This window comes from Catonella morbi ATCC 51271 (genome assembly GCF_000160035.2).
In the GTDB taxonomy this organism is placed as follows: Bacteria; Bacillota; Clostridia; order Lachnospirales; family Lachnospiraceae; genus Catonella; species Catonella morbi.
Map to the genome: position 1 here is coordinate 601,285 of NZ_KI535368.1, position 26,183 is coordinate 627,467.

The 26,183-nt window shown below is 36.1% G+C and carries 28 protein-coding genes; all 28 read right to left on the minus strand.

From position 1 onward, the window contains the following. Nucleotides 1–8: 8 nt before the first annotated feature. Nucleotides 9–155 (minus strand): WxxxWxxW domain-containing protein, encoded by a 147-nt coding sequence (locus GCWU000282_RS09715; RefSeq protein ID WP_169730266.1) that lies wholly within the window; start codon nucleotides 153–155, stop codon nucleotides 9–11. 34 nt (nucleotides 156–189) lie between these two features. Beyond that, entirely contained in the window at nucleotides 190–549 is a 360-nt protein-coding gene (locus GCWU000282_RS09720; protein ID WP_023354934.1) for a DUF4275 family protein, read from the minus strand. 40 nt (nucleotides 550–589) lie between these two features. Further along, nucleotides 590–1,135: a GNAT family N-acetyltransferase gene (locus tag GCWU000282_RS09725; protein WP_023354935.1), complete on the minus strand. Its 546-nt coding sequence runs from the start codon at nucleotides 1,133–1,135 to the stop codon at nucleotides 590–592. Between the two features lie 86 nt (nucleotides 1,136–1,221). Continuing rightward, a complete protein-coding gene (locus GCWU000282_RS09730) occupies nucleotides 1,222–1,518 on the minus strand; it encodes a Txe/YoeB family addiction module toxin (protein WP_023354936.1) in 297 nt (98 codons plus the stop codon). After that, nucleotides 1,519–1,773 (minus strand): type II toxin-antitoxin system Phd/YefM family antitoxin, encoded by a 255-nt coding sequence (locus GCWU000282_RS09735; protein ID WP_035040196.1) that lies wholly within the window; start codon nucleotides 1,771–1,773, stop codon nucleotides 1,519–1,521. It lies immediately after the preceding gene. A gap of 265 nt (nucleotides 1,774–2,038) precedes the next feature. Continuing rightward, nucleotides 2,039–2,161: a hypothetical protein gene (locus GCWU000282_RS17270; RefSeq protein WP_278246413.1), complete on the minus strand. Its 123-nt coding sequence runs from the start codon at nucleotides 2,159–2,161 to the stop codon at nucleotides 2,039–2,041. A 441-nt stretch (nucleotides 2,162–2,602) separates the two neighbouring features. Beyond that, complete coding sequence (gene rhuM, locus GCWU000282_RS09740) at nucleotides 2,603–3,550, minus strand: RhuM family protein (RefSeq protein ID WP_023354939.1); 948 nt, start codon at nucleotides 3,548–3,550, stop codon at nucleotides 2,603–2,605. Beyond that, nucleotides 3,537–3,785 carry a helix-turn-helix domain-containing protein gene (locus tag GCWU000282_RS09745; RefSeq protein WP_023354940.1) on the minus strand — a complete coding sequence of 83 codons (249 nt, stop codon included), beginning with the start codon at nucleotides 3,783–3,785 and terminating at the stop codon, nucleotides 3,537–3,539. Before GCWU000282_RS09745 ends, rhuM begins: the two co-directional genes overlap by 14 nt. 830 nt (nucleotides 3,786–4,615) lie before the next feature. After that, nucleotides 4,616–4,960: an HIT family protein gene (locus GCWU000282_RS09750; RefSeq protein WP_242828944.1), complete on the minus strand. Its 345-nt coding sequence runs from the start codon at nucleotides 4,958–4,960 to the stop codon at nucleotides 4,616–4,618. A 209-nt stretch (nucleotides 4,961–5,169) separates the two neighbouring features. Then, on the minus strand, nucleotides 5,170–5,841 hold the full coding sequence (locus GCWU000282_RS09755; RefSeq protein WP_023354943.1) for a class I SAM-dependent methyltransferase: 672 nt from the start codon (nucleotides 5,839–5,841) through the stop codon (nucleotides 5,170–5,172). Then, nucleotides 5,838–6,656: an ADP-ribosylglycohydrolase family protein gene (locus GCWU000282_RS09760; RefSeq protein WP_035040197.1), complete on the minus strand. Its 819-nt coding sequence runs from the start codon at nucleotides 6,654–6,656 to the stop codon at nucleotides 5,838–5,840. The genes GCWU000282_RS09755 and GCWU000282_RS09760 overlap by 4 nt, the downstream gene beginning before the upstream one ends. Nucleotides 6,657–7,076: 420 nt before the next feature. Next, on the minus strand, nucleotides 7,077–7,223 hold the full coding sequence (locus tag GCWU000282_RS16645) for a hypothetical protein (RefSeq protein ID WP_023354945.1): 147 nt from the start codon (nucleotides 7,221–7,223) through the stop codon (nucleotides 7,077–7,079). A gap of 28 nt (nucleotides 7,224–7,251) precedes the next feature. Then, nucleotides 7,252–8,226: a Gfo/Idh/MocA family protein gene (locus GCWU000282_RS09770; protein ID WP_035040198.1), complete on the minus strand. Its 975-nt coding sequence runs from the start codon at nucleotides 8,224–8,226 to the stop codon at nucleotides 7,252–7,254. A gap of 432 nt (nucleotides 8,227–8,658) precedes the next feature. Continuing rightward, nucleotides 8,659–9,903 carry an MFS transporter gene (locus GCWU000282_RS09775; RefSeq protein WP_023354947.1) on the minus strand — a complete coding sequence of 415 codons (1,245 nt, stop codon included), beginning with the start codon at nucleotides 9,901–9,903 and terminating at the stop codon, nucleotides 8,659–8,661. Between the two features lie 97 nt (nucleotides 9,904–10,000). Then, nucleotides 10,001–11,119 carry a helix-turn-helix domain-containing protein gene (locus tag GCWU000282_RS09780; RefSeq protein ID WP_023354948.1) on the minus strand — a complete coding sequence of 373 codons (1,119 nt, stop codon included), beginning with the start codon at nucleotides 11,117–11,119 and terminating at the stop codon, nucleotides 10,001–10,003. A gap of 245 nt (nucleotides 11,120–11,364) precedes the next feature. Next, nucleotides 11,365–12,183, minus strand: coding sequence for a 4Fe-4S binding protein (locus GCWU000282_RS09785; protein WP_035040200.1), 819 nt, complete (start codon nucleotides 12,181–12,183; stop codon nucleotides 11,365–11,367). 237 nt (nucleotides 12,184–12,420) lie between these two features. Next, on the minus strand, nucleotides 12,421–13,344 hold the full coding sequence (locus GCWU000282_RS15950; RefSeq protein ID WP_023354950.1) for a PIN domain-containing protein: 924 nt from the start codon (nucleotides 13,342–13,344) through the stop codon (nucleotides 12,421–12,423). Nucleotides 13,345–13,455: 111 nt separating this feature from the next. Next, nucleotides 13,456–14,658: an ATP-binding protein gene (locus GCWU000282_RS09795; RefSeq protein ID WP_023354951.1), complete on the minus strand. Its 1,203-nt coding sequence runs from the start codon at nucleotides 14,656–14,658 to the stop codon at nucleotides 13,456–13,458. Between the two features lie 81 nt (nucleotides 14,659–14,739). Further along, nucleotides 14,740–16,017 (minus strand): RNA-splicing ligase RtcB, encoded by a 1,278-nt coding sequence (locus tag GCWU000282_RS09800; protein WP_035040448.1) that lies wholly within the window; start codon nucleotides 16,015–16,017, stop codon nucleotides 14,740–14,742. Between the two features lie 287 nt (nucleotides 16,018–16,304). Continuing rightward, nucleotides 16,305–17,216, minus strand: coding sequence for a WYL domain-containing protein (locus tag GCWU000282_RS09805; protein ID WP_023354953.1), 912 nt, complete (start codon nucleotides 17,214–17,216; stop codon nucleotides 16,305–16,307). Next, complete coding sequence (locus GCWU000282_RS09810; protein WP_023354954.1) at nucleotides 17,217–18,455, minus strand: helix-turn-helix transcriptional regulator; 1,239 nt, start codon at nucleotides 18,453–18,455, stop codon at nucleotides 17,217–17,219. It abuts the gene before it with no gap. A 69-nt stretch (nucleotides 18,456–18,524) separates the two neighbouring features. Then, nucleotides 18,525–19,337 (minus strand): MerR family transcriptional regulator, encoded by an 813-nt coding sequence (locus GCWU000282_RS09815; protein ID WP_023354955.1) that lies wholly within the window; start codon nucleotides 19,335–19,337, stop codon nucleotides 18,525–18,527. Between the two features lie 86 nt (nucleotides 19,338–19,423). After that, complete coding sequence (locus GCWU000282_RS09820; protein WP_023354956.1) at nucleotides 19,424–19,930, minus strand: GNAT family N-acetyltransferase; 507 nt, start codon at nucleotides 19,928–19,930, stop codon at nucleotides 19,424–19,426. A gap of 82 nt (nucleotides 19,931–20,012) precedes the next feature. Then, complete coding sequence (locus tag GCWU000282_RS09825; protein WP_023354957.1) at nucleotides 20,013–21,368, minus strand: McrC family protein; 1,356 nt, start codon at nucleotides 21,366–21,368, stop codon at nucleotides 20,013–20,015. Next, a complete protein-coding gene (locus tag GCWU000282_RS17275; protein WP_023354958.1) occupies nucleotides 21,352–24,000 on the minus strand; it encodes an AAA family ATPase in 2,649 nt (882 codons plus the stop codon). The genes GCWU000282_RS09825 and GCWU000282_RS17275 overlap by 17 nt, the downstream gene beginning before the upstream one ends. A 79-nt stretch (nucleotides 24,001–24,079) precedes the next feature. Then, nucleotides 24,080–24,544 (minus strand): 8-oxo-dGTP diphosphatase, encoded by a 465-nt coding sequence (locus tag GCWU000282_RS09835; protein WP_207637280.1) that lies wholly within the window; start codon nucleotides 24,542–24,544, stop codon nucleotides 24,080–24,082. A gap of 117 nt (nucleotides 24,545–24,661) precedes the next feature. After that, complete coding sequence (locus GCWU000282_RS17525) at nucleotides 24,662–24,898, minus strand: hypothetical protein (protein WP_334291343.1); 237 nt, start codon at nucleotides 24,896–24,898, stop codon at nucleotides 24,662–24,664. A gap of 5 nt (nucleotides 24,899–24,903) precedes the next feature. Then, a complete protein-coding gene (locus tag GCWU000282_RS09840; RefSeq protein WP_023354960.1) occupies nucleotides 24,904–26,181 on the minus strand; it encodes an L-cysteine desulfidase family protein in 1,278 nt (425 codons plus the stop codon). Nucleotides 26,182–26,183: the final 2 nt, after the last annotated feature.

A 26,183-nucleotide genomic window follows, 5' to 3' on the forward strand; every position in this document is an offset into this window, starting at 1 on the left:
TAAATTTGTCAGTTTTCTTTGCTCTTTTTATTATCCCACAGTCTATATACAGCATAGATAACCCAAATAAACCATGACCACGACCATGCATGAAGTGTAAGGCTAATATCCAGATATACGATTGCCACTGCTATTGCAATATACCACTGCTTCATATACAACGCCTCCATAAATTCTAAGCTGTAAACATTAAGGCCTATAAAAATATGGTCCACAATCGTCCTCGTGTGTCTTCATATATATCCATGACCAATCGAATGAAACTACATATATTTCGTCAAACTTATCTATATATTTCGAATCCATTTCTTTTTCAAGAAGTTTAAGAGAAGGATTAGTTTCCCACAAGTCAAAATACTTAGCTCCAGATTTATCAAGTTCATCAAATATTTTTCTTGCGTTATCTCTTGTAAAATACTTATCTGCATCAACAATATTCCAAGAAAAAATATGCCAAAGAAAATTACCTCCTCCTACAACTCTTTTTTTCAAAAGTGATTTTGATATGTTATTTGCAAAATGTAATAGCCATTCTTTTTCAAAATCCATAGTACCTCCCCTAAAATTCAAATTAGTATAGCGAAAACTTTTAAATACCTTTTACCATTTTTATATTGTTATATCGTGTTCCATTCTCCAAAATAAAAGCATTAGGAGTTTCTCCCACTTTGATGAATCCAATTTTCTCATAAAGAATCCTGCCTCTTTCATTGCCTGAGAAATAATCCAGTTCAAGTTGGGAAAGCCCCCATTCCTTAGCATAGTCTTCAAGACATATAAGCAGCTTTTTTCCTATTCCTAAGTTCCAGAATTCTTTCAGCACAGAAACAGCGACATTCCCTCGATGGCACATTTTCTTTTTACTCAGCCTTGTAAGCGTGCCATTTGCAATCAGTCTTCCATCCATTTCGACAACAAGCATAAGAATATTATCAGATTCATTAAAGCCTTTTATTATTTTTTCTTCCTCTTCTGCAGACATGGTTATTTCTTCCGGATAAGAATACAAAAAATCAGATTCTCCCATAACAGTTTTCAAATATTCAACAGTTTCTGCAGCATCCTTTACTTGAATCTCTCGAATTTTGCAAATTCTGCCATCTTTTAGTTCAAAATTTATTGGTGTGTATTTCATATTTATAATCTCACTTCCATCTATTTATTTTAGTATAATGCCAAATCATTTCTGTTTCGATGTGTTTGTATTGTTTTTGTGGTAATTTACCTCATCCCATCATAATGTGTCCACATACGCGCCATCTTCACTATTCCTTCATATACTACATCATCTTCATAAGTCTCCTGAAAATAAACTTCGTAAACTAACCTATGCTGTATATTTATTCTTCTTGAATAGAAACCACTTAGATTACCAACTAGCCTCTCATATGGTGGCGGTTCTTTGAATGGATCATTTGCTATGATATTCAGAAGCTCTTTTGCTTTTCCATCAAGCCTTGCACCCTTTAACAGTTTTTTATCCTTATCTGCCTGTTTACTAAACTTAATTAAATACATCTACCACTCCTCTTCCGGATTATAAGATGTACACTCAGAAACATCTTCTTCTCTGGAGTCCAAAATACTTTGTGCCATACTCGGTATGGAATTAAGATACAAAGTTTCCTGAATCGCCAGCCAATCATCTTCTGATACTAATACTGCATTTTTCCCTCTATTATTTGTTATTGTTATAGGCTCAGAGTATTCATTGACATCTGAAACTGTCTTATATAAGTTAGCTCTTGCCTTTGTTATACTAATTGAAGTCATGACATCATCTCCTTTCGCCTTAAATATAGCGTACTTTTTAGCGTACGTCAAGCTATAGTCAATTACAATGTTCATTTATTAATATACAGTAATTGAATTTTTGCATTCATTTGAATGTTACATTAGAATTTAGCGCATAGAGCAAGCCGCCTGATATATCATTTATCATCACATAACATCTGCATGATTACTATCAAAAATGACCACAACAGCATATTGCTACCGAGGTCATCATCCTTATTTTTTATTAAATTGCCTTGAACATTTACTGACTTACAGGCTTTTCTCCGGTTACCTTTTTAACTTCTTTCCTTGCTGCATTAAGTTCTTCAAGCCTTACCATCTCGTCCTTGGCATCATCAAAGCCAAGGTGAGTGTAAACATTCATTGTGACGGAAATGTCAGAATGCCCCATAAGGTACTAAAGGGTCTTGGGGTTCATCCTTGCCTTTGCCTAAATTCATTCGACAACCTCCCTGCTCTATAATTATAAAGTCTACCTTAAAGTCTACTCAAAGTCTACTTTGCAATTTTAACTTTTGAATTTATTAATTTTGCCATTAATCTCGTACTTTGGCCAATAAAGAAATGAAGCCCGTCTTCGAAGCTTCTCCCCTGGCATAACTTTTCATTTTTATCGTAGACAGTCCAAATGTTATTTATTTAACATTTTCAAAAACAGATGGCATTTTACTTTGCTTAATTTGTTTATACTCTCAACTTTGTCTGGCGCAAAACATCATCCTCGTCGTAAGTAAATCTCGAAAACTCTGATTTTGACTTATTTCATTGTTTATTCGTTCTTTCTAACAATAATATCCACTTAGTCTTATTTCATGCAATTCATGATAACTGTAATCATCATTTCCATCTCATCCGGTTTTGATTCAGCAATCATAATTGTGAGGGCTACAAGTGTATGGTCATCAATTGTTTTCTCACCACCAACAAATAGTACTCCATTTCTATCTAGAAAATACAAAAACATTGTTGCAGCAATTCTTTTATTTCCATCCAAGAAACTATGATTCTTGGTTACAAAATATAATAAATGTGCTGCCTTCTCCTCAAGAGTCGGATATAAATCCTGTCCGGCAAAAGACTGATAAATATTACCGATACTTCCTTCAAAGGAGCCGTCTTTTTCTTTTCCAAAAATGTCTGATTCATCACCAAATCTCATACTTGCAATTATCTCCATACATTCTTCATATGTAAGCACATATGTTGCTGCATTACCTTTTGGTCTGGACATATTCTGGTGATCATAAGCATCCAACAAATCTAGAGCAGTACTGTATCTTTCAATAACTGAAAGAACTTGCTTACTATCCAATGAATTCTGTGTACGCTTCATAATCTGTATTACCTCACCAAGCTGTGCGATACGATTATTATTCACCGCATATCCCCTCAATATATACTGTCTTAACACTGAGTTTGCCCACTTACGAAATTCCACACCACGCTTAGATTTAACACGATATCCGACAGAGATAATAACATCAAGGTTATAATACTCAATAAATCTTTCAACCTCTCTACTCCCCTCATTTTGAACTGTCGCAAATTTTGCGACAGTTGAATTATCCAATTCTTCACTCAATGCATTATTGATATGTTTGCCAATAGTCTTTATATCTCGATCAAACAGCTCAGCCATTTGATTTCTACTCAGCCAAACCATCTCTTGATTCACCGGCACTGATAATGTTACAGCCCTGTCTTCCGTTTCAAATAAAATAAGTTCATTGTCTTTGTTACTATTGTCTTTCATTCTCAGCACCCTCCTCGCTCACAATTTTCTCAACTCCCTTTTCTTTCATCAACTCCTGCATGCGAATATAATATTCCAAAAATCTAAATACATATGGTGGGGCATTTCTATGCCCTAACTCCCATTCTGTCACTGTTCTATAAGGAATATCAAATTGTTCACAAAACTCTTTTCTATTAAGCCCTGTGGATTCCCGCAATTCTTTCATCCTATTCTGAAATGTCTTTTCTTCCATAGCCACCTCCTTTACTCATTGAGTAAATTATATCACATTTCATAATTAAATAAAAGGGTATGCAATTATACACACCCTTTTTCATCTTAAGGAAACCTGTGATTTATCTCATTCCATCCCTTTTGGAGCCTTTTCTTTCCAACGACAACCTCACTGCTCTATAATTATAAAGTCTACCATAAAGTATACTCAAAGTCTACTTTACAATTTTAACTTTTGAATTTATTAACCTTACTATTAATCTCATACTTTGACCAATAAATAAAAGAAGCCCCTATCCGAAGCTTCTCCTCCCCTTCATAACTATTCATTTTTATCATGGACAGTCCAATGGTCAATTAATTAGCAATTTCAAAAACAGGTGTAAAATAGGGGCACAAATCACTCTCTTACACTCTCAAAACCTTGATTTTAAGGCATTTTCAGAGAAAAATACGATTTTGCCGTAGCAGATGAATAGGACTTTTATGGGTGTCATCATTTACCTCCTATTGCTCTAAAACATCCTATTTTATAAGGATTTACAAGATTATTGTGAAATGCTCAGAAATGACGTAACACAGAAAATCAGAGCAATATTTAGCAAGTTATTACTGAAGCTTAGTAGTAAAAATATTAATTGAGTTTCCGCAAACGTCTCCGCAAACTGTATTGAAGTATTTTTGTTATCAAATTTTGCTGCAACCACTTGATTATCCAATTCTTTCATCCCAGTTAAGCCATCACCGATCTCGTGTCGACGACACACTATAATACCCTGAGACACTGTTCTGGAAAGTTAGTCGGATCATTCAAAAGATACTCACTGGCAAAGTTGAATTTAGTGAAATTTAGCGATTCAGCCATTCCTTTATCAGCGTAAACACCTTTTCTTTATCTTTATCAGGTATTGATCGGTTTTTATTTACGGTATAATGATGACCAAACTCGTTATCAATATATGTGTTTCCGTTAAGCATCACCGGTTTATCATATCTTGGCCTAACATGAATATGAAGATGAGGGTTAGGATCTGAATCTTTATAGAAGCTATTCATCAAACAACTCCAATTACTTAAGGTTGCTCCTAAAGCAGTCTTAATACAGGTCTCTACTTTATAAACAAGCTTGTGAAGCTCTTCCCATTCATCATCTGTTAGTTCTGACAATGAACCGCAGTGACGCTTTAAAACCAAAATACATCGTCCGATATAATCCTGTTCATCGGCAAGAAAAATAGACTAAAATGTACTTTCGTACACCAGAAACTGTTTATCTTTCTCAGATAGATTGCACCAACTACAATTTTCCATTTTTCTTACCTCCAAATTCAAATTTGCTATTAAATTTCCATGAACATTTTCTGGCTTATCGGCTTTTCCTCGGCCACCGTTTCAACTTCTTTTCATTTACTCACATTGATAATAGCAATATCGCAAGACATTCGTCCTCTTACAATCTCAAATGTAACATCATCATATCCCATTTCTTCAAAAAATCTCTTATAGGATGCCTCATCAAATCTATTGCTAAAATTTGCCCCTATTTTCTCTAATAACTTAACTGCCAGCTTATTAGTTCTTTTATCGCCTTCTATGTATGTTGGAATTATAAGTTTACCACCATCTTTACATACACGAGTTAATTCCCTTAAGGCAGCTTCCGGTTCCGGCAATAAATGAATTACATTACCCGCTACAACCGCATCAAATGAGCAATCTTTCGCTTTTAATGAGGTAATATCAGCTTTCTTAATAATTACATTATCAAATCGACTAAGCTTCTTTTTTGCCTGCTTTAGCATTCCTGTAGAATAATCTGTTGCATACAGTTTACTGCACTTTGGGGCAATGTATATGCTTATCGCACCTGTTCCGCAAGCACACTCAAGGACTGTATCTTTTTGATTTATATATTTTGCTACACTTATTCCTGTTTCCCTATATACTTTTTTATTATAGATATTTTCAAACAGATCATATAATCCTGCAACTTTATCCCAGAACATAACTCCTCCTTTGCTACAATCTGCAATTCCTTCACAACCTTTTTTCTCACAATCCGAAACATCCTTCATTTGATTTCCATTGTTTTACGTAGAAAGCAATCAAACTCATCCAGAATATCTGTCATCAAGCCTTTATCAATTCGATTTCTGCATTCTTCAATCAAAACTGCAGGTATTCCATAAAAAGCTTCTGCAATACTACCTGTAATAGCTGCCAATGTGTCAGTATCTCCACCAAGTGATACCGCATTACGGATTGCATCTTCAAAATCTTCAGCTTCCAAAAAGGCAATAATTGCCTCCGGTACAGTCCTCTGACAGGTTTCATCCATATGATATTCCGGTCTGATTTCATCAAGGGTTCTATCCAGATTATAATCAAATTCCTTCTCAATATACGATTTGATTTCATCTTTTGAGGAACCATTTCTTGCCATAAAAATAGCACTCGCTGTTGCTTCTGCACCCTTAATCCCTTCCGGATGATTATGTGTAACATTCGCTGTAGCATTTGCTACCTCTCTGGTTCTTTCAATAGACTCATAAAGCCATCCTGCAGCCGATACTCTCATGGCAGAACCATTTCCGTAGCTGTCATATGGTTTTGGATTACTTTCCCTAAGCCAGTAACCGAACCTTCCGCCATATCCTGCATCCGGATACCGTCTCCCCCATTCCTTCATATTAACTGCAACAGCCTCTTCAATATCCTTTACCTTCGCATCAACTCCGACAGCAAGCAATGCCTCTCCCACTGCAATGGTCATAACTGTGTCATCCGTAAATCCGCAGCCTTTGCTAAATAAATCAAATTTCTTTGTTTTATCTCCTCTGTCAAACTCAAACGGACTTCCAATAATATCCCCTAAAATTGCTCCGTACATATATACCTCCAGTCTCATAATTGCACAATCAATATCTCTTTTCTTGTTACCATCACGAGTATAATATATAAGCATCTAAATTTGGTCGCTCATCAGGCGACAATTTTTAAACAACAGAAAATATAAAGACTATTCGATTGGCCAGCTGCCATATATAACTTATAAAAATAGAATTTTACAATGCATTCTTCGGACAATTCTTCTCTAATTATCACCTTGCCCCCTCTCCATCAGTGATAACACTATCTATAGGTTTTGTAAAGTTTTTAGATTAAATTCCAAAAACAATTATTATTTAGCTGTTTTTTTGGTTTCTTTTCCAAAAAATATCTTTCTAAGAATCAAGTTCTAAATATCTTCACATATCCAAGTTAATAATAATAGACCATAACTATTCACGTCATATTTACTAAAGATTTGTTATCTAAAATAAGATATCATATTTCCCTCAGATATAGGTCTCATTCCAAATGACTTGTAGAACTGATTATCTCTTTCATCTTCTATATCTGTATTTACCTGAAACATCCTTACATTAGCGTACTTATCCCAGGCCTTCTTAAACAATATTGTGCCTATTTTTCTACAAATGGAATTATTTTTCTTCCGGATATCTCAATCCCCATTCACTTCGAAATTTTGTCATCAATTCCATAACATCACAGGTATAATTTAAGCACATATGATTACTTTTACCTTTAATTGCATCTTCCATGTCTGCAAATTCATATGCAAGCGCATCTTCATTTTTGCCTGCCTTTATAACTTCCACTTTTCCTGTTTCAGCATCTGTAATAGTAGCTTCCCAAGCTCTGGGGTATTCCATTATTTCGATATAACCCTTTTCACAACTAACCATTCCTCTTTTTGGCTGTTTAGAATGAAGCGACAACATAACAGTAGCCATCTGGTTTTCATCATTTTTTAATAGAAGGCTTGCTGTCTCGTCTACACCGGTTGGTGCCAAATTAACCTGTGACATGATTGTTGTTGGATTTGAGTCCATAAACCACCTTATAAATGATAAGGCATACACACCTATATCAAGCATTGCTCCACCGGCAAGATTTTTACTAAAGAATCTATTATTCATATCATATTCTTTAATACTTCCAAAATTCATTGTTATCAAATTCACTTTCCCAAGTCTTCCGGAAGATAATATTTTCTTAAGCTCCTTATATATTGGCATATGATATATTGTCATTGCCTCACCGATAATAACACCCTTTTGATTTGCCAAAGAAATTGCTTCATTTAATTCATTAATATTTAATGTAATTGACTTTTCTACTAACAAATGCTTGCCATTTTCAATTGCTTTTTTCATGTATTGAATGTGTGTATTATGAGGGGTTGCAATGTAAATAACATCAACTTTAGGATCCTCAAAAACATCCATCATATTGTCATATACTTTTTCTATTCCGTATTTTTTGGCAAAATCCACACCTTTTTCATAAGTTCTGTTAGCAACAGAATAAATCATTTTCCCATTTTTGCTAAGTGCTTGAGCCATTTCATTCGCAATGACTCCGGTACCAAGTACAGCCCATTTAATATCTCTCATCTTTATCATCCTCCTCGTTTTCCCTGCAGATAATGTAAAATGTTAGCCTAAAAAATTGGAATTTAACCGGGAACACTTCACCTGATATATCATTTATCATAACATAATAGCCGTGCTTTTTCTATCAAAAAAACAACCCCGGCAGCAACATTGCCACCGAGGTCATCATTCTTATTTCTTATATATTAGATTTCTTTGAACATCTTTTGAGTAACCGGCTTTCCCCCGGTTATCTTTGCCACTTCTTTATTTGCCGCCTCCTGAAGTTCCAATTAAAATCTCTAATATTCTGTAATTATTTTTATTGATACTGCACAATTGTTTTTGCGAAATATCACAACAAAAATCCATTACCTTTTGTAGTCATAAATTTGTGTTCGAATTTGTCATGTGATAATCCTATTAAAGATTGAAGGAAAAAGTATCAACAGCTTATTGTTTAGCGTTGACATCTTCCGTTTCGTATACCATACTAACATCTTTACGCCTGCCCCAAATCAGGATCCAACTGGCAAGCATGGCGATAGCACCTCCAATTGTAAGACACAGGCGGTAATCAAGTATCTCTCCAAGAAACCCCATAAGTAGGGCAAAAACACCGGATCCGGCAGTAATAAGTACACCTTCGAAAGCATTGATGCGAGACCTTAGCCTTTCAGGAATATAACTTTGTACGGCTGCACTTCGCATAATTGCACTGTTGCTACCCAGAAATCCACAAATTCCCCTGTTAAGCAACATAAGCGGATAGGGAAGCCAGAGCAAACACATATCCATGGTTTCATAAACCTGATAAACAAAAAACGCAAAACCGTACTTCTTCTTGTCAGGAATATTGATTCGATATTGCAGTGCACTACCGATTGTCCGCCCTGCAAATTCTACAACAGAAAATGCTGAATACATGGTAACAGTGAAGCCCGGAAAAGTACGGAAAAAAGCTACAAGAATAGGAGAAAAGCCGCGGGCTACTCCATTGGTAACTGCCATATATTCGTAGATACCGCGAAGGCCGCGTTCTTCCTTCAAATACTGCACTGCCTCCCGTATATCACTGGTCCATTCCCCCACAGAATATGGAGTACGATTATGTCGTTCTGTTTCATCCAATTGGATAAAGCTCTCAGTAAGAGTGGCAACCAATGACAGCCCACTCTGTGCAATCAGAATCCATGCAACTCCGAGTGTGTCCAGGAGAACCGCAGCCAGTGGTGTCATGATGACTTTCAGAACCGGATAAAGCATGGATGACACAGCATAGCCCTTTTGCTTAGCTCCTTCCGGAATCAATTCCGGGTAGATGCTGGTGAAAGCCAACTCATCCACCGCCCCCAGGCAAGCTAACAGCAAAGACACTGCCAGATAACCGATATAGGAAAAATCAAAGAACAGTAACCACAATCCCATTCCGGCTAACGCAAAAGCATTCGCGGCATCGCCCGCTACCAGAAAAGTTTTGCGCGGTAATCTATCCATAAACGGAGCAATTACAACCGGGAGTAATAGGTGTGGAATAAGCTGGATTGCCACAATCAAAGCCGATGCCAATGTACTGCCGGTTTCATCAAATACCAGAAAAGCTAATGCAAAACCGCCTGCGATTGCACCAACTGTACCAATAGTTGATGCAATAATCACTAAGCTAAAATTCCGAGTCCATAGTTTTGTTGTTTTCATATTTATCACCTCTACAAATAGTGTAGCATTTCTATTAGACAAAGATAAGCCCGTATATTTGGGAAAATTATTCCAAATATACGGGCTTAATTCCTCTTTATACTGTCTTTCCGGGAAATTCCTCCATCAATTCACACGCCTTCTTATACTGTCTGGTCGCCTTATACCATTCTAACACCCAGGGCAGGTGAAAGATTGCATAGCCGGAAGGCAGCTCTCTTTGAAGACGATGAAAGCATTCCAAAAGTAGTGAGCCATATTCATCATGAGTAAGATAATCCGGAAAATCCAATCGATAGCGAACAAGGCTAAGTAACTGCAACGCCAGAGAATGATTTATCTCGTCAGCATCCATGGTTTCTGCCTGATTCAATGCGGCTAGAGCTTCCTCCCGCCTCCCGGTTTTTTCACAGCAGATTGCCAATTTGTGCAGTGACATCAGTGTGGGCTTTTCCAACTTAGAAAACCATTTATAAGCTTCCTCATAGCGTCCGATTTCAATCCATGATGATGCTGTGTTATATCCGATAAAGTATAGAGTTCTCTGATCTTGTAAACCCTCTGCCAGTCGTTTCACAACCTGATAATGACGTTCCATATTTGGGATATCCTGCTGGCTACCATAGGCATTGCCAAGGAAAATTTTTGCATCCAGCATAATCTTTACCCTACCTTCTCTGCTTGCCAAATCATAGGCCGTCTGAAGCGCATCCACTGACGATGAATAGTGTCCAACCTTGTAGTCAGCAATTCCTAACTTCAAATAGGTATATGCATTGGGCGTTAGCCGTACTGCCTCGTTCTCTTGTCCCTGTAATATTCGCTGCATAGCCAGTTGACGTGTATCCATACAGGCCTCTATTGCCTTATCTAACGGAGTTTTGGAAGAAAGCAAGGTCAAATCCAGCCAAGCAGGAGTAGCCCTATAGTATTCTATATCCTTTGTCTGCAACAAATCATTTAGCTGATCAAGCCTACCGTCAAGCAAAAATTCCCAACCTTGTTCTGCCAGTTCAGCAGCTTCTTGTTCGATTTCTTTATCACACTTTAGCTCAAGTCTTGCCAGGAGAAGCCTCAAAACTTCCTCTGATGGCTCTGCTTTGCCGGTTTCAATTTTAGACAAATATGATACTGTGCAAATCCCCTTGCACAATCCCGCCTGACTCCAATTTCTCCTAAGCCTTTCACGATAAATGATATACCCTTGATAATTCATGTAATTATATACACCTCACTTTAGCAGACTGATTATTTCGGTCTTCCCATTTCGACTCCAATTTAACGCCGGTACAACGGATTCTGCGCATGCTTCATAAGCTGTATTACCTCGCCAAAATGTGCAATACGATTATTATTTACTGCATATCAATCTGAATATATCTTCCTGAAAATGCTATTCAATTATACTTTTATCTGGTCTTGTTTCCATTATTGGACATCTGCCACACATTACGCTTAGCATTACAGTGCGTCTTTCGGGCAAGCCTTCTTACATTCGAAACAAAGAATACACTCGGTTCCGTTTTTTCGTTTTCTTGAATTATCTGTCATATCAACATCCATCGGGCAAACTCTTTTGCATTTTCCACAAGATATACATTTTTCTTTGTCGCACTTAACTCTGACTATAGAAAAATAACTCATAGGCTTAAGAAAGACAGTAATTGGGCAGATATATTTGCAAAAAGCTCTGTTATCTTTAAAAGCAAAAGCAAGTATTATTCCGGTCAGGTAGTACAAAACATTTCCCACAATAAATGCAAATAACATTATTCTCTCAATATTGCCAACCTTTGCTAAGAACAATGCAGAAACAAATATTAGTGATATCGCAAATGTAATATATCTTATCCAACCAATTTTTCTTCTTGGTTTCTCCGGCACTTTATAAGGCAAAAAATCCAATACCATTGCAGTCCAGCAAGCATAACCACACCATCCTCTGCCAAAGATTAATGGACCAAAGATTTTTGCTACCGCATAATGAATTGTTGCTGCTTCAAATACACTGGCGAAGAGATAATACCAAAACCCTTCAATTTGCATATTTTCATTACTTATCAGTCCTAAATATACCAGCATATAAAGCCCGACCAGAAGTTGAGTAATACATCTTCCGTATTTATTCTTTGCAATCATCAGCGATAATCCTAAAGCTATAGAAAAACCGATATAACTAAAATTGAATAAATAAAATAAATTATCTTTTGATAACCATAATGAAATTGCTACTGTTTCAAAAATGCAAAGCATTATAATCGGAAATAGATACTTTTTCATAATACCAAACCTCTCAACAGACAATAAATTTAGTTTGTCACTGCAAAAGAGTTCCTTAACATCATTTATGTACAACTCAACACCTATTTGATTTCCCTTTTGTATTTGAGTAACTCCCATCTGGCAGGCTGAATGCCGATATAATTCAACCTTGTATGAGTGCAAGATAATTCTTTTCTTTACATATTATGTGGCATAACAGCAAAGTATTTGCTTTGGCTTACATAAAATCGGAAACTACTTACCCGGCAAGTCCTTAATTAAAGGTTGTATGGTTTGATAGATTTGAGACACAATGCTACCATCATAATATATTCTCATCAAATTATTATTGACTTGTTGCCTGCTTCTTCCTGAAAGAATCGCATCCACAATATCTTCTTTGCATTCAGTATATATCTTGCTCTTAAAATATCTGCCCAAAAAAGACCTTACCTGAGCCTCTCTCTTTGAGTCTTGCTTTCTATCTCCGACAAACTCACGAAGAATTTTCTTAACATCCGAATATACCTCTTCATAACAATTAGGGAAGTTAGCTCGAATATCATTGTGTAAACCACTCAGCATACGCTCCTCATTACAATGGGCAATTACATATTTGCAAATTTTATTAGCATCTCTAATGGTATAATCATAATCATCTGTAAGTGCATGCTGAATATACAAATTCAACTTGCTTCTATCGCTTCCGGATAATGTATATGACAATCCTGTACTAATCACACTATTGATTGTTTGCGCCTGCTTTCCGTTGGTAATAGCCGTAGTAGTTGTTGTCATCTTGTTTGTAGTTTTGACCGTTGACGTAATCTTTCCCGGCAACTTTTCTTTACGGGAAATATTAGGGTAACCTTTTTCTTTCCAAAATTTAACGATATTATCGTAATCCTTGTCTTTGCTGACAATCACATAACTGCTTTCCTTTCCATTCACACCCAATAAATAGCCTAAGTAGGAAACCAAATGCATATCCAATGATTGCTTACGGGCAGGAACCAAGTGAGATTTGATGTCCCCATTCAGCCAAAATATGTCCTGTCTAATATTTGTTGCATTCTGTGTAGAGAAAACATGCACATGGTCGTCCTTAGCCAAGTTCTCAATATTAGAAATTCCATCATTATGAACATTTTCAAAATCAATTAAATAATACGTTCCCATCTATTCACATCCTTTTTAAGGCAAATATATTTCGAAATATATTATACATTCTTAGCTTATTTTTTTCCACAAAAATAACGTTACAACTAAAAAACATTTTTTCACTCTTAACTACCTATTCAATCCTAACAGCCAATCTCTCACATTTATTATTTTGATACCTTCAATATCTCTTGATGGGTCATCATCCAATGTAAGTATTACTTTGGGATAATCATCCTGAAGCATTTGAAGCGGTCTTATTTCTCTGGCTAATGTAGTTTCATCTCTTACAGTCAATGCAACCTGATAATAATGATTGCCATCCTGATTCTGTGCAACAAAATCTACTTCAAATGAATCTGCTTTTCCTACATATACATCATAGTCCCTCCGAAGCAGTTCAAGATAAACTATGTTTTCAAGAATATACCCCGCATCCATACCGCGTTTACCAAGAAGCATATATCGAAGTCCGATATCAATCACATAATATTTATCCAATGTCTTGAGATATTGTTTTCCTTTTATATCATACCTTTTTGCCTGATAAATAATATAGGACTCCTTAAGAGCGGTAAGATATTTTTCTATTGTTTTAGAGTCAATCTTTCTGACATCGGAAGACATTGTATCAGCTATTTTTTTTGTAGAAAGCGGATTACCGATGTTGTCAAAGATAAATTTCAAAACACTTTGAAGCATCATTGAATCTGTTACCTGTTTTCGATTCATAATATCTTTAATTACAATCGTGTTATAGATACTTTCCAAATAATCTCTGATTATATTAGGATTGGAATCCAGTTCTAATACATAAGGAAATGAACTTGATGACAAGTAATCAGTGTATTTTGTTATTCTGTCTTCAAAGCCATCCTTGGCAATACAATATTCCTTAAATGACAAGGGAAGCATTTCAATCTGAATATATCTTCCCGATATAAGTGTAGCTATTTCGCTTGAAAGCATATAGGCATTGGAACCGGTCACATACAAATCTACATCAGGATTTAACTGAAGACTATTCAATACTTTGGGAAACTTATATACACTTTGAATTTCATCCAGGAAAACATAGGTCTTAACATTTTTCTTCAAGCGTTCTTTAATATATTTATGGAGGCTTTTATAATCGGTTAAGTCCTCATACTCCAAATCTTCAAAATTAATCAAAATTATCTGAGATTTCTTAACACCGTGTTCTATCAGCCAGTCCCTAAACTGAAGTAATAATGTTGATTTTCCACATCTTCTGATTCCTGTTACAATCTTAATAATATTCTTATTCTTAAGTACCTTTAGTTTATTCAGGTATTCTTCTCTAATTATCATTCTGCACCCCCTTACAACAATGATAACACTACTCATATGTTTTGTAAAGTTTTTGAGTTTTATGCCAAAAACAATTATTTTTTAGTTGTTTTTAGGATTATATTCCAAAAAGTATTTATCATTTTTCCCTCTCTTCTCCCAAGGCTTTTCATCTTCCCCTGCCTTAAAATTATAAACAGGCTTTATAATATCTACTATATCCACCGCCTCGTTAATAACATCCAGAATATCATCAAGGGATTTATACACCATAGGTGCTTCATCAAGGGTGTTCTCATTTACGGAAGTTGTATATATGCCTTCCATGGAAGCCCTGTATTCTTCCAAACTTAAGTTTTCCTTTGCCTTTCCTCTGGACATAATACGTCCTGCCCCATGAGGCGCTGAATAATTCCATTCAGGGTTGCCTTTGCCCACAGCGATTACCGAGCCGTCTCTCATATTTATAGGTATAAGTACCCTCTCGCCTTTATGGGCTGCTATTGCACCTTTACGAAGAATCATCTCATTCGTATCTATGTAGTTATGGATTGTATGAAATCCTTCTTCTTTAGACATACCTGTCCTTTCCAGTATAGTTTCTGCCATTATTTCCCTATTTTTGCAGGCAAATCTCTGGCATATTTCTACATCATGCAAATAGTCTCCAAGAAAAGAACCGTACAACCAGCAAAGGTCTTCAGGAACATCAGGAGTCTTGGCAGTGTATTCTTTAGCCAGTTCCTTTAATGCATCCTGTATCTCTGCCCGTCTGCCCGCTTCTTTATATGTACGGATAATTTCCTCTCTTCTTATAAAATAATCCTCTTTTCCTGCATGAAGATCTATTGCAAGCTGCTGATAAATTTCCGCAACCTGCTTTCCAAGGTTCCTGCTTCCTGAGTGGATTACCAGATAATGTGTACCATCTGCTGCCTTATCTATCTCTATAAAATGGTTTCCTCCCCCAAGCGTACCTAAGGAGCGTGCCAGTCTCTTTGTATCCTTTAGCGCACGATAGCATTTCAGTTCCTGTATATCAAATCTCTCCTTACGCCCATCCCATACGTTCCTGCCGGATGGAATATAGTGGCAGGCCTCATCTATTTTCTCAAAGTCAAGGCTCTTGTCGGCAAGTTTTACGGTATACATCCCGCAACCAATGTCTACGCCCACAATATTAGGGCAGGCCTTATCCGTAACTGTCATTGTAGTTCCTATTGTACAGCCCTTACCTGCGTGTACATCAGGCATTATTCTTACCTTGTTTCCGGCAGTCAGTTCATAGTCACACATCCTTTTAATCTGTTCTATAGCCACATCTTCAACAACCTTTGCATAACAGATTGCAGTATTCATTTTTCCTTTAATCTCTAACATAATCTCAGTCCTTTCTAACCCCCAATTATTCACAGCATAGGTACAGACCTCTTATTCTACATAGTACAGCAGGATAAGCAGTTTTCGGTCTGCGACTATGGGGTGATGTTATCAAACATCTTGTTAATAATCGTAATTTCACGCCTTCTGCTTGATTACTATATTTCACAAGATGCTTTGTGAATCATTTAGGCTAAATAATATTTCAGTGGATATAAGTTATCTTATTTACAATATCATTTTACCTTTTCAAAAATGATTATTCACGGAAAAAAAGTTGCGAACACCTACTGCTCACAACTTTTCTGGCTGATTAGTCTATGTTTTATCAAATTTATAAAATGCTCCGGTGCTGTGGCTTTAACCAAAGGTCCGAATGAAAGAACTCTGATTACTACTTCTGTCTCATCCTCTTTATCATAATGAATCGTAATGGCATATCTGTTTTTATCAATTCTTTCTGCTGTTTTTTTAAAGTGTGCAAAATGAAGAAGTACTCTCTCAAGTACATTTCTGCTATCTGTCAGTTCAAGGACAACTCTGCGAGGCAGAGCCTTATTATGTTTCATACTCTTTATTCCCGGTGGATTGTCACACCTCCTGCAGCTTATTATCCTTCCTAGATTGATTGTCAGACCAAATTTCTCTCCCGCACCAATCAGTCTGAATTTATCATCTTTTTCTGAGTACTCCAGATACTTAGGCAATATAGTCCGATTTGCGGCTTCTCCCCTTCTGTTTTTTACATCTATACTGAGTGGATACTGCTGTTTTATTGCATCAAGAATAAGTCTGAAGTTGGCAATATAATCCTCATCCGAATAATTGTCACCATCATTACAACTGTCAAACACAAATATATCCTCAGGACGAAATAATGGCTCTACATCAGTAAAATCTATATCTATATCGCCAAATAATCTGATTCTTTGATCACAGGCAACTGCCTTTAACCACTGCTTCTGTAAAAGAGACAAGGGCAAAGACGGATTGTTTTTTATCGGTGTCATTCCATCCTTAGTTATTAACTGCCATCTCTCACTTTTTATTGCTTCCGGAATTACTGCTTTACTTTCACCAAAGGCCTGTTTTTCAATGATTTCCCTTATTTCCGCCTCCGAAACAGGATGTCTTACCGCCTTTTTAATCACAGCAGCCACAGTATTATAATATGCACCGTAAACTTCGGAAAAAATCATTTACTCATCACCTCCGATTCCATATAATGCATACATATCATTTATATCTTTCCTGAATTGCTCTTCGAGGATTTTATCTGAAAAATGAATCTCCGTTATTCTTCCTATAAATGTCCTGATCCACGGAATCAATTCCCCGGAATCAAACACTGTCATCGAAAATCTGGCAGTATTACTGTCAATATGCTCTACCGTTCCGAAGCGTTTCTCTCTTTCTAATCGATTAATGATATACTGTTCGTCATCCTTATAATGAATGGTAAAAGAGACCTCTTCCATTCTGGCACCTGATGTGCTTTGAGTACTTACACCCCACATATGGGGAAGCATTCCTGCGAGCTTCTCACGGAGTTCATCAAATCTCTCACTTACATTTTCGGCCTTTACGGAGATGATATTGTCCGTCCTAAAGGAATTAATCCTGTTAAACTTGGACGAATATGCCATCAGATAGCTTCTACCGCTCTGTACGCTTATCAAGAGCTTCAGCGGCACTACCTGGGTTTTAGTAGTTTTATTCTTATTTCTGCTTATCATCTCAAGGCTTACGCTTCGTTTCTCTCTTAAGGCATTAAAAATTAAGTAAATGACCTCACTGTCCATAGCCCCTGTGATATAATGGTGCTTGAATGCAAATCTGCTTTCGTGGGCTTCTGCTTTATCAAGCAGGAAGGAGCCAATCACCCCACAGGGCAACACCTCTGAAAAGAAATCAAGCATATCCGGATTCGGTAAGTCAAAATCATCTGCTCTCCTGTAATACATCGCTCTTCCTTTTCTTTCCGTAATTATTAGGCCTTGCATAGCATATTCTTTCAGTTTCTTTCTGATTGTAGATTCATCAAACATTCTGGGCTTTACAAACTTTGCCAAGTATCTGTCTATCTCCGTTATTATTTCATCTATTGTAAGACTTACTTCAGAGTTACAAAGAATGTCAAAAAGTATGAAATGAAGAGTAATGTCCCCATCCGTAAAGCTTTTTGCCTTCCAAGCCTTAAATAAAGGATTATGGTAAGATTCTCGGCTGTCTATGGAAATGAACACATTTTTACCGGCGGGAGTATGACGAAATCGCATATATTCTCCAAGCCAGCTCTCAAGTCGGCGGCGTTCATCATCGTAAGAGCGGGTGCTTTTTCCGGTAAACTCATCCCTGCTTTTGAATCCGTAAACATAAAATTCCCTCATATAGTCACGTATTTTGTTAAAGTTCTTTAATAGCTCGCTATATGCCATAATCCCTCCTATAAAACCACATAAGTGCTAAGACAGCCTCCGCACTGTAGCCTAGCATATGGCGGTTTGCTATCTATGTCTTAAAAGCCAAAAATGATTTTTATCATCCTCAGACTTCTCAATATTGCAGGTAAAGTTGCTCTCCTTATCAGTATTTCTTGCAATCAATATTCCAAGCAGGGTATTTGCAAAAGCCATAGTAGAAGCCTCTTTGGACTCATTTATACGAAAATACAGGGCATATTCCAGTTTATCTTTAATGTCATTAAATTCATCAAGAAAATCTTTGGCATTGTCCCAGCCATGTTTTTCATAGACAACCTCATAGTCAGGATTATTAAGTAAGTTGAGATACTCTTTCCCTTCTGCTGCCTCTTCCCCTCTTTGAAATTCTTCATAGTCAAACTTACCTGTGTCTGAAACAATGATATTATCAAAAAAATTATTCACACTACCAATGATATCTTCATACTCTAATGCATCAATTCCAAATTCCTCTGATGGATCATAGTCCTGCATTGTCTCTGTAATTCTTTTTCTTGCTTCATTGATTTTTTCCCTAATATTATTCATTTCAGTCTGATATGACCTTTGGATGTCTTTGATTTCCTGCAATCTTTTTTCTTCTTCAGCTATCTTTTTTTCGAAAGCCTGATAGATTACAAGATTATCCTTATCAAGGAGCCCTTTTATCTCATCTATTGTAAATCCTGCTTTTTGCAGATTTTTTATTTTAACAAAAGCAAGAGCCTGTTCCTCCTCATAAAATCTGTATCCTGACCACTTATCAACTTTAACCGGTTTCAGTAGATTTACATGATCATAGTAACGAAGTGTCTGAGGGTTACAGCCACAGAGACAGGCAAATTCCTTAATCGTCATATCATGTACCTCCTTTCTGAAATGGTTATATCATTGCAGTTCGCTGTAAGGTCAATACCTATTTTAACAAATCCGATATTAATCACTTACAATTCCAGACGCATATAAATATAGCTGTCTTCAATGCTGTCCGATAATCCAAATCCCAGCTTTTTCCAGAACTTACATGCAGCCAAATGACGTTCATGTACCGGAACAGATATCCTTTTTGCACCATAGCTTTTACTTAAATAATCAATACAGATTTTTGCAGCTTTTGTACCTATTCCGGCTCCCCGATACATATCATCAATCAAAAAATTAATTATTTGATAATTTTCTTCTCCGATATACATAGAAACAAACCCTATTATGTTACTACCAAGATAGATTGCAAAAGGTTTCATGTCTTTATAATAAAGCCATGCTTCGGCTAGCGAATACTCTACCGTATCGACAAATTGGCTGTCCGGAACACTTGCTTTTAATTGCAAACACTGTTGAAAATTTTCTTCCGTAATTCCCTTTATCAAAATATCACAGGCAGCAGGAGAAAGCTTTATTCCGTTTGAAAGTTCTGATACAGTTTTATCATCTTCACTATTATTAACCATTGATTGATATTTAGATTCTCAATATCTCTTTATTCCTATATTCTCTTCGTTATACTTCATTCCACGTTTTTCCGAGTTTGATTCAAAAAGTTCTTTCATTCCTATTTAATCTCCCCAATAAATCTTCCATACTTTTTTCAATATTAGCAACATCAACAAAAAATAAAGATACTGTTACACCATCACCGCTATCAAACTTGATTGTACCGCAGTCTCTCATTGCATCATTTACCGGATACAATAACCATATCTCTGACGTACCATACTTTTTTGAATACCCATACATCTGATACATATCAGCCTGAGAAATTCCGTAATTGGTTCCTTTATCATTCACCAAACTCTTCCATTTTGTATCAAGAATAATTACACTTTTATTTTCATCATTTTTTGTAACCACGAGATCCGGTCTAAGTGCAAATCTTTTATGATTTTCTCCATTTAATGAATTAAACAAATAATGACCTTTATCCTGAGCAGACACTTCCCATCCTATTCTACTAAATACTTTTTTCATAAATTTTGCTACATAGGCTTCAAATACTTTTTCCATTGGAAACATCAAAGCTCTGGCTGATTCTGTTCCCGAAAATGTAGTAAAACTTTTATTTTTAAGAAATACCTTTGACCACTTAATTAGCATTTCATATTCTTTTGTACTCCTATCAGTAACTATCTTAGAAAAATCCTTGTCATAGTTTATCGAAGATTCAACTAGCTCAAATGCTGTGAGCAGTTGCCTTATTTCCTTTGAATTTTCTACACTGGTAGTTAATTTTTGTAGTTTTAATAGTGTAGATTTGATTAGTTTATTTTCTGCCCGATTCACCTGATACTCATCAAATCCTACATAAAATCGCTCCTTATGAGTCAGATTGTGTTTTATATGTTCATTCACAATGAGCTTTCCTTTATATACCATAAGATTATCTTCTTGCCCTACATATGATGATTTTATTCCGTGCTTTACAAGCTGTCTGACTTCCTGAATATACATATTAATGAATATTTCGTATAGGTTCATGCGATCCATTTTAAGGTTTGCATTTGTAAATACTTTACTGGGAAAATCCTTCATACTACGAAGCATTCTCATAAATACCCGCTTCGTCTCATCTTTTTCGCCCTTAGCAAATTCTATCTTTGGAAGAACCTGTATCTGATAATTATTCTTCACTTGAATAAGCCCAACATAATTTTTGAAAGTTACTGTCTCTCCAATATTTCTCCTGTATCCGATTTTAATAAAATCCAGTATGTCAGACTCTTCTTCACCATAATCAAAGGCATGGATGAACTCAATCAAACCAGAAAAGATGCTTTTATCCATACATCTATATTGATCCTTAAAATCTTTATTGCCGATAATAGTTTCAAATTCTCGCACTTCTAAGAGTTCACCCATGTTCTCACAATCTCCCTTAACCCATAATTTCAATATAACTCATAATGTTATTAAAGGCAAACTCCTGGATTCGATGCGAATAATCCGGAATATCAATATCTGATGTATCACCTCTAAAAATTGCATTTGATTTTGTTTCCGTTGCAAGAATAAATTTATGACTATCATTCTCTTTTCCGTTATCTCCCAAAACGAGCATAATCTTACTATAATCTTCATAGAAATATTCCTGAAGTAAAGGAATAACTGATTTCTTGAAAATATCAGCTAATTTAGCTACTGTGGGTTCAGCTTTGAGTCCTGTAAAGAACGCATGCCCAATAGTGTGTTCTCTATCAAACAAATACTCAATACGTTTATTTATACATTCCAGCATAGATGCCACATCCAGTTCTATGCCTGCTTCATTAACCCTATCTGCACCAATTTTTCTAAGTACATTTGCATCCGGCATTTTTTCAATAAATCGGAAGCGACGACGCAGAGCTGTATCCATAAGCGCAATTGATCTATCAGCAGTATTCATTGTGCCTATAATATAAACATTATCAGGCACTCCAAATGGTTTCTTAGAATATGGTAAAATAGCCTCCATTGCTTCTAAAGCACCCTTCCTCTTCGTAGACTCAATCAAGGTAATCAGCTCGCCAAAAATCTTAGAAATATTACCACGATTTATTTCATCAATAATAAATACATACGGCCTAGTCTCATCTTCAACTTCAGCATCAGAATTTGTCGGGATTTTACTTAATAGTTCACTTACATTGACTCGATTTAATTCATACACAGATTTTCTATCAAGTCTTGTTCCACCATTAAGTTCAATAATATCAATGTCCTTTCCCTTATAAATCCATTTGACTTTACGCTTTCTTGGATAACCTTCTACCGAATTGTCTATTTCTGGTTCCCCATAAACTATTCCTACACCATCAACATCACTAGCTGTTGAGTGAGCAACAACAAGGTCACCTATTTCCATTTCATCTTGAAAATTCAGTAAGATTCGGCGCTCTATATCATTTAGATTTTCAGTTTCTTCTGTTATTTTGTCCGGCCATTTATCCCAGCCAATCCTAATAGTTCCTTCATCAAAACAAATCTGCTTTAAGTTCGGTTTTTCATTGCCACCAAGAATTACACTCCAGATACGAGCACCATCTCTAATTTTTATTCCGGCAGTTTCAACCTTCTTCTGTCCTGCTCGATCACAAAATTCTTTGAATATTCCATCCTTTATTGTATACTCAATATCATTTGAATCACTATCTGTTTTAGGCTTAATGCCTTCTATAAACTCTTCATAACCGTATGACTGATGGAAGGTTGTAAATGCAATTCTTTTTTCTTTGTTTTTTAATTCTCTGTAACGCTCTAACACATTTTCATAAGGCATAGCCTCAACTTCTGCAAGGCTCTTTTCATCGCAAATTGCTACAGCATATATTGCAGTATTATATGTTTTTCCTGTTCCGGGAGGTCCATATAAAATTAAATTTTTATCAAACTCAACTTCATTCATTCCATCATCACCACCTTTATATTTACCCTGAGAAGGTCTGTGTTCCATTTTCTCAATACCTAATACATAATCATAAAATGGAATTAGCTCTTCTATTCCTTCCAACATAGACTGCTCAATTTTATCATTCGTAAGTGTTTCATCAAAATCAACCACTCTACAAAGCTGAACTTTCTTATATGTACCATCTGCAATCTTTGCTTTAATTGTATCCACATCTTCTTCTAACATAACCGGATGTCCAAATTTATTACTTCCTGACATATAAACCAACTTACTCTCAGCTTTCATCGGCAACTCAAGGTATCTATGATAATTTACTACTGCTTCCTCATCTGAACCATCATTCTTAAGTTCTAAACCAAATCGATATCTTGGTCTATTTGTCACATCAGACATATCAACAAACAAGGATATACTTTCCGGTCTGTTTCCATATGAACTGTATTTCATCTGAGCCCATAAATAAGTTCTCGTTCTAGTGTTTGAACCATCGAGCCATGAAATTGGTTCACATTTATTCAACCCATATTTTTCTTTACAAAGCCTAGCCATCTTTTTCATTTCATTTACTGCATTTCGACCTTTTTCCCTTACAGCCAATAATCGTTCTTTCTCTAATTGTGTAATTCCGGGCGCTTCCGGATTTGAATACTGAATTCCACGATTATTTTTCAAATAGTCTAATACACCCAAATAATCTATGTTAGTGTATTCCTTTGATTTTCCAAGATCCAAAAAACCTTTTTTAAATCGATCGGTATACTCGCGGTTCATAAACTCAAATATTCTTGTTGTATCTGCTAGCTTTTGTATTACTTGATATTGTCTACCTTCGTTAATGACGTTGGTTATTGGACACTCTTTAACCCCTGAAAATTCACCCATGTATGAGACTCGGCGCAATCCATTTTCATCAACCAAATAATTAGCTTTTGAATCCTCTGTATTAGCAGTCGCAGATGATAACACAGTTGAAATATCTATCTCCTCTTCCGTAATTTGTTTTGCCAAATCCAATATGGTTGACGCCTCAAAACAAACATCCCGCAAATTAAACTTACTTTTTTTCCTTGAGGTTGCTTTGGTAGCCAATGCGGCTGCTGCAATCCACACCGCATCAATTGCACTAATCGCCATAATGTCGCCTCCTAAAAATTATACTTATCTTATTGAACAATCATTTCACTATGTCATTTATCATAACATAATTCCACTTCTATCCCAACAAATTTCTCCTATCAGGCATAATATCTATTCCTTCCCTACAAAAAAACTCGCTATAATTATCTGTTTCAAATATCTCCATAAGTTCTCTCATATTCCATATCAGATTTGCAGTTGGAATATCCCTTCTGTCAAGCCAAAATACACGCCCTTCATCAGAATTTTTTATCTTTCCGGTGTATTGATTAGTCTTATACAGTAATACTAAATATCTAGTCCCGTCTTTTAATATCCAATCTTTATAACCACAAGGCTGTGGGTTAGAAATTGTAAGACCTGTTTCTTCTTTTACCTCTCTTATTACCGAATCCCTCAAAGATTCACCATCTTCAACATGGCCTCCCGGAAATACCAAGCCTTTCTCATAACCTGTTCCAACCTTTTCCTGTACAAGCACCCTCTCCTCATCATATATAAGGCAAAGGTTCGTAAGTTCTATTTTTACTTTTCTTTCCATAATATCCTGCCTTTCTCTGAACATGATTATATATCATGTTCAGAATTATTTTTCAATACATTAGAACTCCCTGCCAACTTGAATATCGGCAGGGAGTTCTAATGCTATTTAATTATATTATTTTTCTTTTCTAAAGCAAGGGAACCAATCCAAGCAATACTGCTCATCAGCCTGATTTTCCATGCGTTCCTTAGCAGTTCCACAGCTTCCTACGGTTGGCACGATAACATCATCACCCGGGCGCCAGTCAGCAGGTGTTGTACTGTTGTCTGCATCTGCCTTTTGAAGCGCAAATATAATTCTCTTAATCTCATCAAAGTTTCTTCCTGTTGAAAAAGTAAAGGTAACATTGATATTCTCTACTCCCCTATCATCATACTTATAATTTCATCATTAGTCTCTTTCATTCCTTCTTTTCCAAGTCTTCCTACATTCTTAATAGTAGACTCCACATCATCTGTAACAATGCCATCTCCACCCTTAAAACGCTGTCCTTCTTTACTCATATTAAATCCCATAATTCCTGCATCAACTGAGGCAGCTATTTTGGCTGCACAGGAAGCTTTGGCACCATCACATATAATTCCCGATGTTATTGCCAAAGCATTAATAATAGTATCTTCTACCTCTGAAAGTGTGGCTCCTTGCAAATATGCGATTCCCGCCCCGCTACCTACACCTGCACTAACAGCTCCGCAATATGCTGAAAGAGTACCAATAAAGCTCTTCTGATGAATAGCTGTAAGATTTGATAATGCCAAAGCCCTATACAGCTTGTCTTCAGAGCATTTTAATTCATTGGCATAAACGATTACCGGAACAGAAACCGTTATCCCCTGATTGCCACTTCCTGAATTGATTACCACCGGCAGCTCACAACCACTCATTCTCGCATCAGAACCTGCTGCTGCCATAGCTTTTGCTTTCGTTTTAACATCCTCTTCATACATTCTAAGTAGAATCTTGCCTATATTGGCACCGTAATCATGCTCCATTCCTTCTCGTGCTATAGCAAAATTACACTCTGCCTGATTTTTTAGTATAGGCTTGATATCTTCAATATCTACCGTCTGGATAAATTCCCATATATCTTCCATGTTAAGTAACTGCCTATCATCACGATACTTATCACCACTTATTTCTTCTTTTTTAGAAAATAATATTTCCCCATCTTTTTCTATTAATATTACATTAGTATGTGTATTTACAATATGAACCTTTACATACGATTCTTTATTTTCAGCTCTTATAATAATCTCAAAAAGTTCTGAGTCTTTTAAATGCTCTACATTTATTTCTGAATTTTCAGAATATTTTTTAATTTCAGCTTTTTCACTCTCAGAAACTTCTGATATAACTTCCAACTCTTTTTCAGCATCACCTGCTATTATACCTGCTGCCACTGCAGCTTTAATACCCTTCAAACCACCTGTGTTTGGAATAACTACTGACTTTACATTTTTAATTATACTGCCACTTACTTGTACATTCATCCTATCTGGAATTAACCCCAGAAATTTTCTCACAAGTGAGCCTGCGTATGCAAGCGATATAGGCTCTGTGCAGCCCATTGCCGCCTTTAATTCTTCTTTAAGAATATCTGTATATGCCTTATATATCTTGCTATCTTTCTCCATTT

Bases quoted from the DNA above. Each gene is read 5' to 3' on its own strand.
- GCWU000282_RS09810 (WP_023354954.1), bottom strand. From the start codon at position 18,455: ATGGCATATAGCGAGCTATTAAAGAACTTTAACAAAATACGTGACTAT.
- GCWU000282_RS09745 (WP_023354940.1), bottom strand. From the start codon at position 3,785: ATGGAAGAAAAGACATTTCAGAATAGGATGAAAGAATTGCGGGAATCC.
- GCWU000282_RS09715 (WP_169730266.1), bottom strand. From the start codon at position 155: ATGAAGCAGTGGTATATTGCAATAGCAGTGGCAATCGTATATCTGGAT.
- GCWU000282_RS09725 (WP_023354935.1), bottom strand. From the start codon at position 1,135: ATGAAATACACACCAATAAATTTTGAACTAAAAGATGGCAGAATTTGC.
- GCWU000282_RS09735 (WP_035040196.1), bottom strand. From the start codon at position 1,773: ATGACTTCAATTAGTATAACAAAGGCAAGAGCTAACTTATATAAGACA.
- GCWU000282_RS09780 (WP_023354948.1), bottom strand. From the start codon at position 11,119: ATGAATTATCAAGGGTATATCATTTATCGTGAAAGGCTTAGGAGAAAT.
- GCWU000282_RS09785 (WP_035040200.1), bottom strand. From the start codon at position 12,183: ATGAAAAAGTATCTATTTCCGATTATAATGCTTTGCATTTTTGAAACA.
- GCWU000282_RS09755 (WP_023354943.1), bottom strand. From the start codon at position 5,841: ATGAAGGATGTTTCGGATTGTGAGAAAAAAGGTTGTGAAGGAATTGCA.
- GCWU000282_RS09795 (WP_023354951.1), bottom strand. From the start codon at position 14,658: ATGATAATTAGAGAAGAATACCTGAATAAACTAAAGGTACTTAAGAAT.
- GCWU000282_RS09820 (WP_023354956.1), bottom strand. From the start codon at position 19,930: ATGGTTAATAATAGTGAAGATGATAAAACTGTATCAGAACTTTCAAAC.
- GCWU000282_RS15950 (WP_023354950.1), bottom strand. From the start codon at position 13,344: ATGGGAACGTATTATTTAATTGATTTTGAAAATGTTCATAATGATGGA.
- GCWU000282_RS09770 (WP_035040198.1), bottom strand. From the start codon at position 8,226: ATGAGAGATATTAAATGGGCTGTACTTGGTACCGGAGTCATTGCGAAT.
- GCWU000282_RS09720 (WP_023354934.1), bottom strand. From the start codon at position 549: ATGGATTTTGAAAAAGAATGGCTATTACATTTTGCAAATAACATATCA.
- GCWU000282_RS09730 (WP_023354936.1), bottom strand. From the start codon at position 1,518: ATGTATTTAATTAAGTTTAGTAAACAGGCAGATAAGGATAAAAAACTG.
- GCWU000282_RS17270 (WP_278246413.1), bottom strand. From the start codon at position 2,161: ATGAATGTTTACACTCACCTTGGCTTTGATGATGCCAAGGACGAGATG.
- GCWU000282_RS09815 (WP_023354955.1), bottom strand. From the start codon at position 19,337: ATGACGATTAAGGAATTTGCCTGTCTCTGTGGCTGTAACCCTCAGACA.
- GCWU000282_RS09760 (WP_035040197.1), bottom strand. From the start codon at position 6,656: ATGTACGGAGCAATTTTAGGGGATATTATTGGAAGTCCGTTTGAGTTT.
- GCWU000282_RS17275 (WP_023354958.1), bottom strand. From the start codon at position 24,000: ATGGCGATTAGTGCAATTGATGCGGTGTGGATTGCAGCAGCCGCATTG.
- GCWU000282_RS09840 (WP_023354960.1), bottom strand. From the start codon at position 26,181: ATGGAGAAAGATAGCAAGATATATAAGGCATATACAGATATTCTTAAA.
- GCWU000282_RS09805 (WP_023354953.1), bottom strand. From the start codon at position 17,216: ATGATTTTTTCCGAAGTTTACGGTGCATATTATAATACTGTGGCTGCT.
- rhuM (WP_023354939.1), bottom strand. From the start codon at position 3,550: ATGAAAGACAATAGTAACAAAGACAATGAACTTATTTTATTTGAAACG.
- GCWU000282_RS09835 (WP_207637280.1), bottom strand. From the start codon at position 24,544: ATGGAAAGAAAAGTAAAAATAGAACTTACGAACCTTTGCCTTATATAT.
- GCWU000282_RS09800 (WP_035040448.1), bottom strand. From the start codon at position 16,017: ATGTTAGAGATTAAAGGAAAAATGAATACTGCAATCTGTTATGCAAAG.
- GCWU000282_RS09775 (WP_023354947.1), bottom strand. From the start codon at position 9,903: ATGAAAACAACAAAACTATGGACTCGGAATTTTAGCTTAGTGATTATT.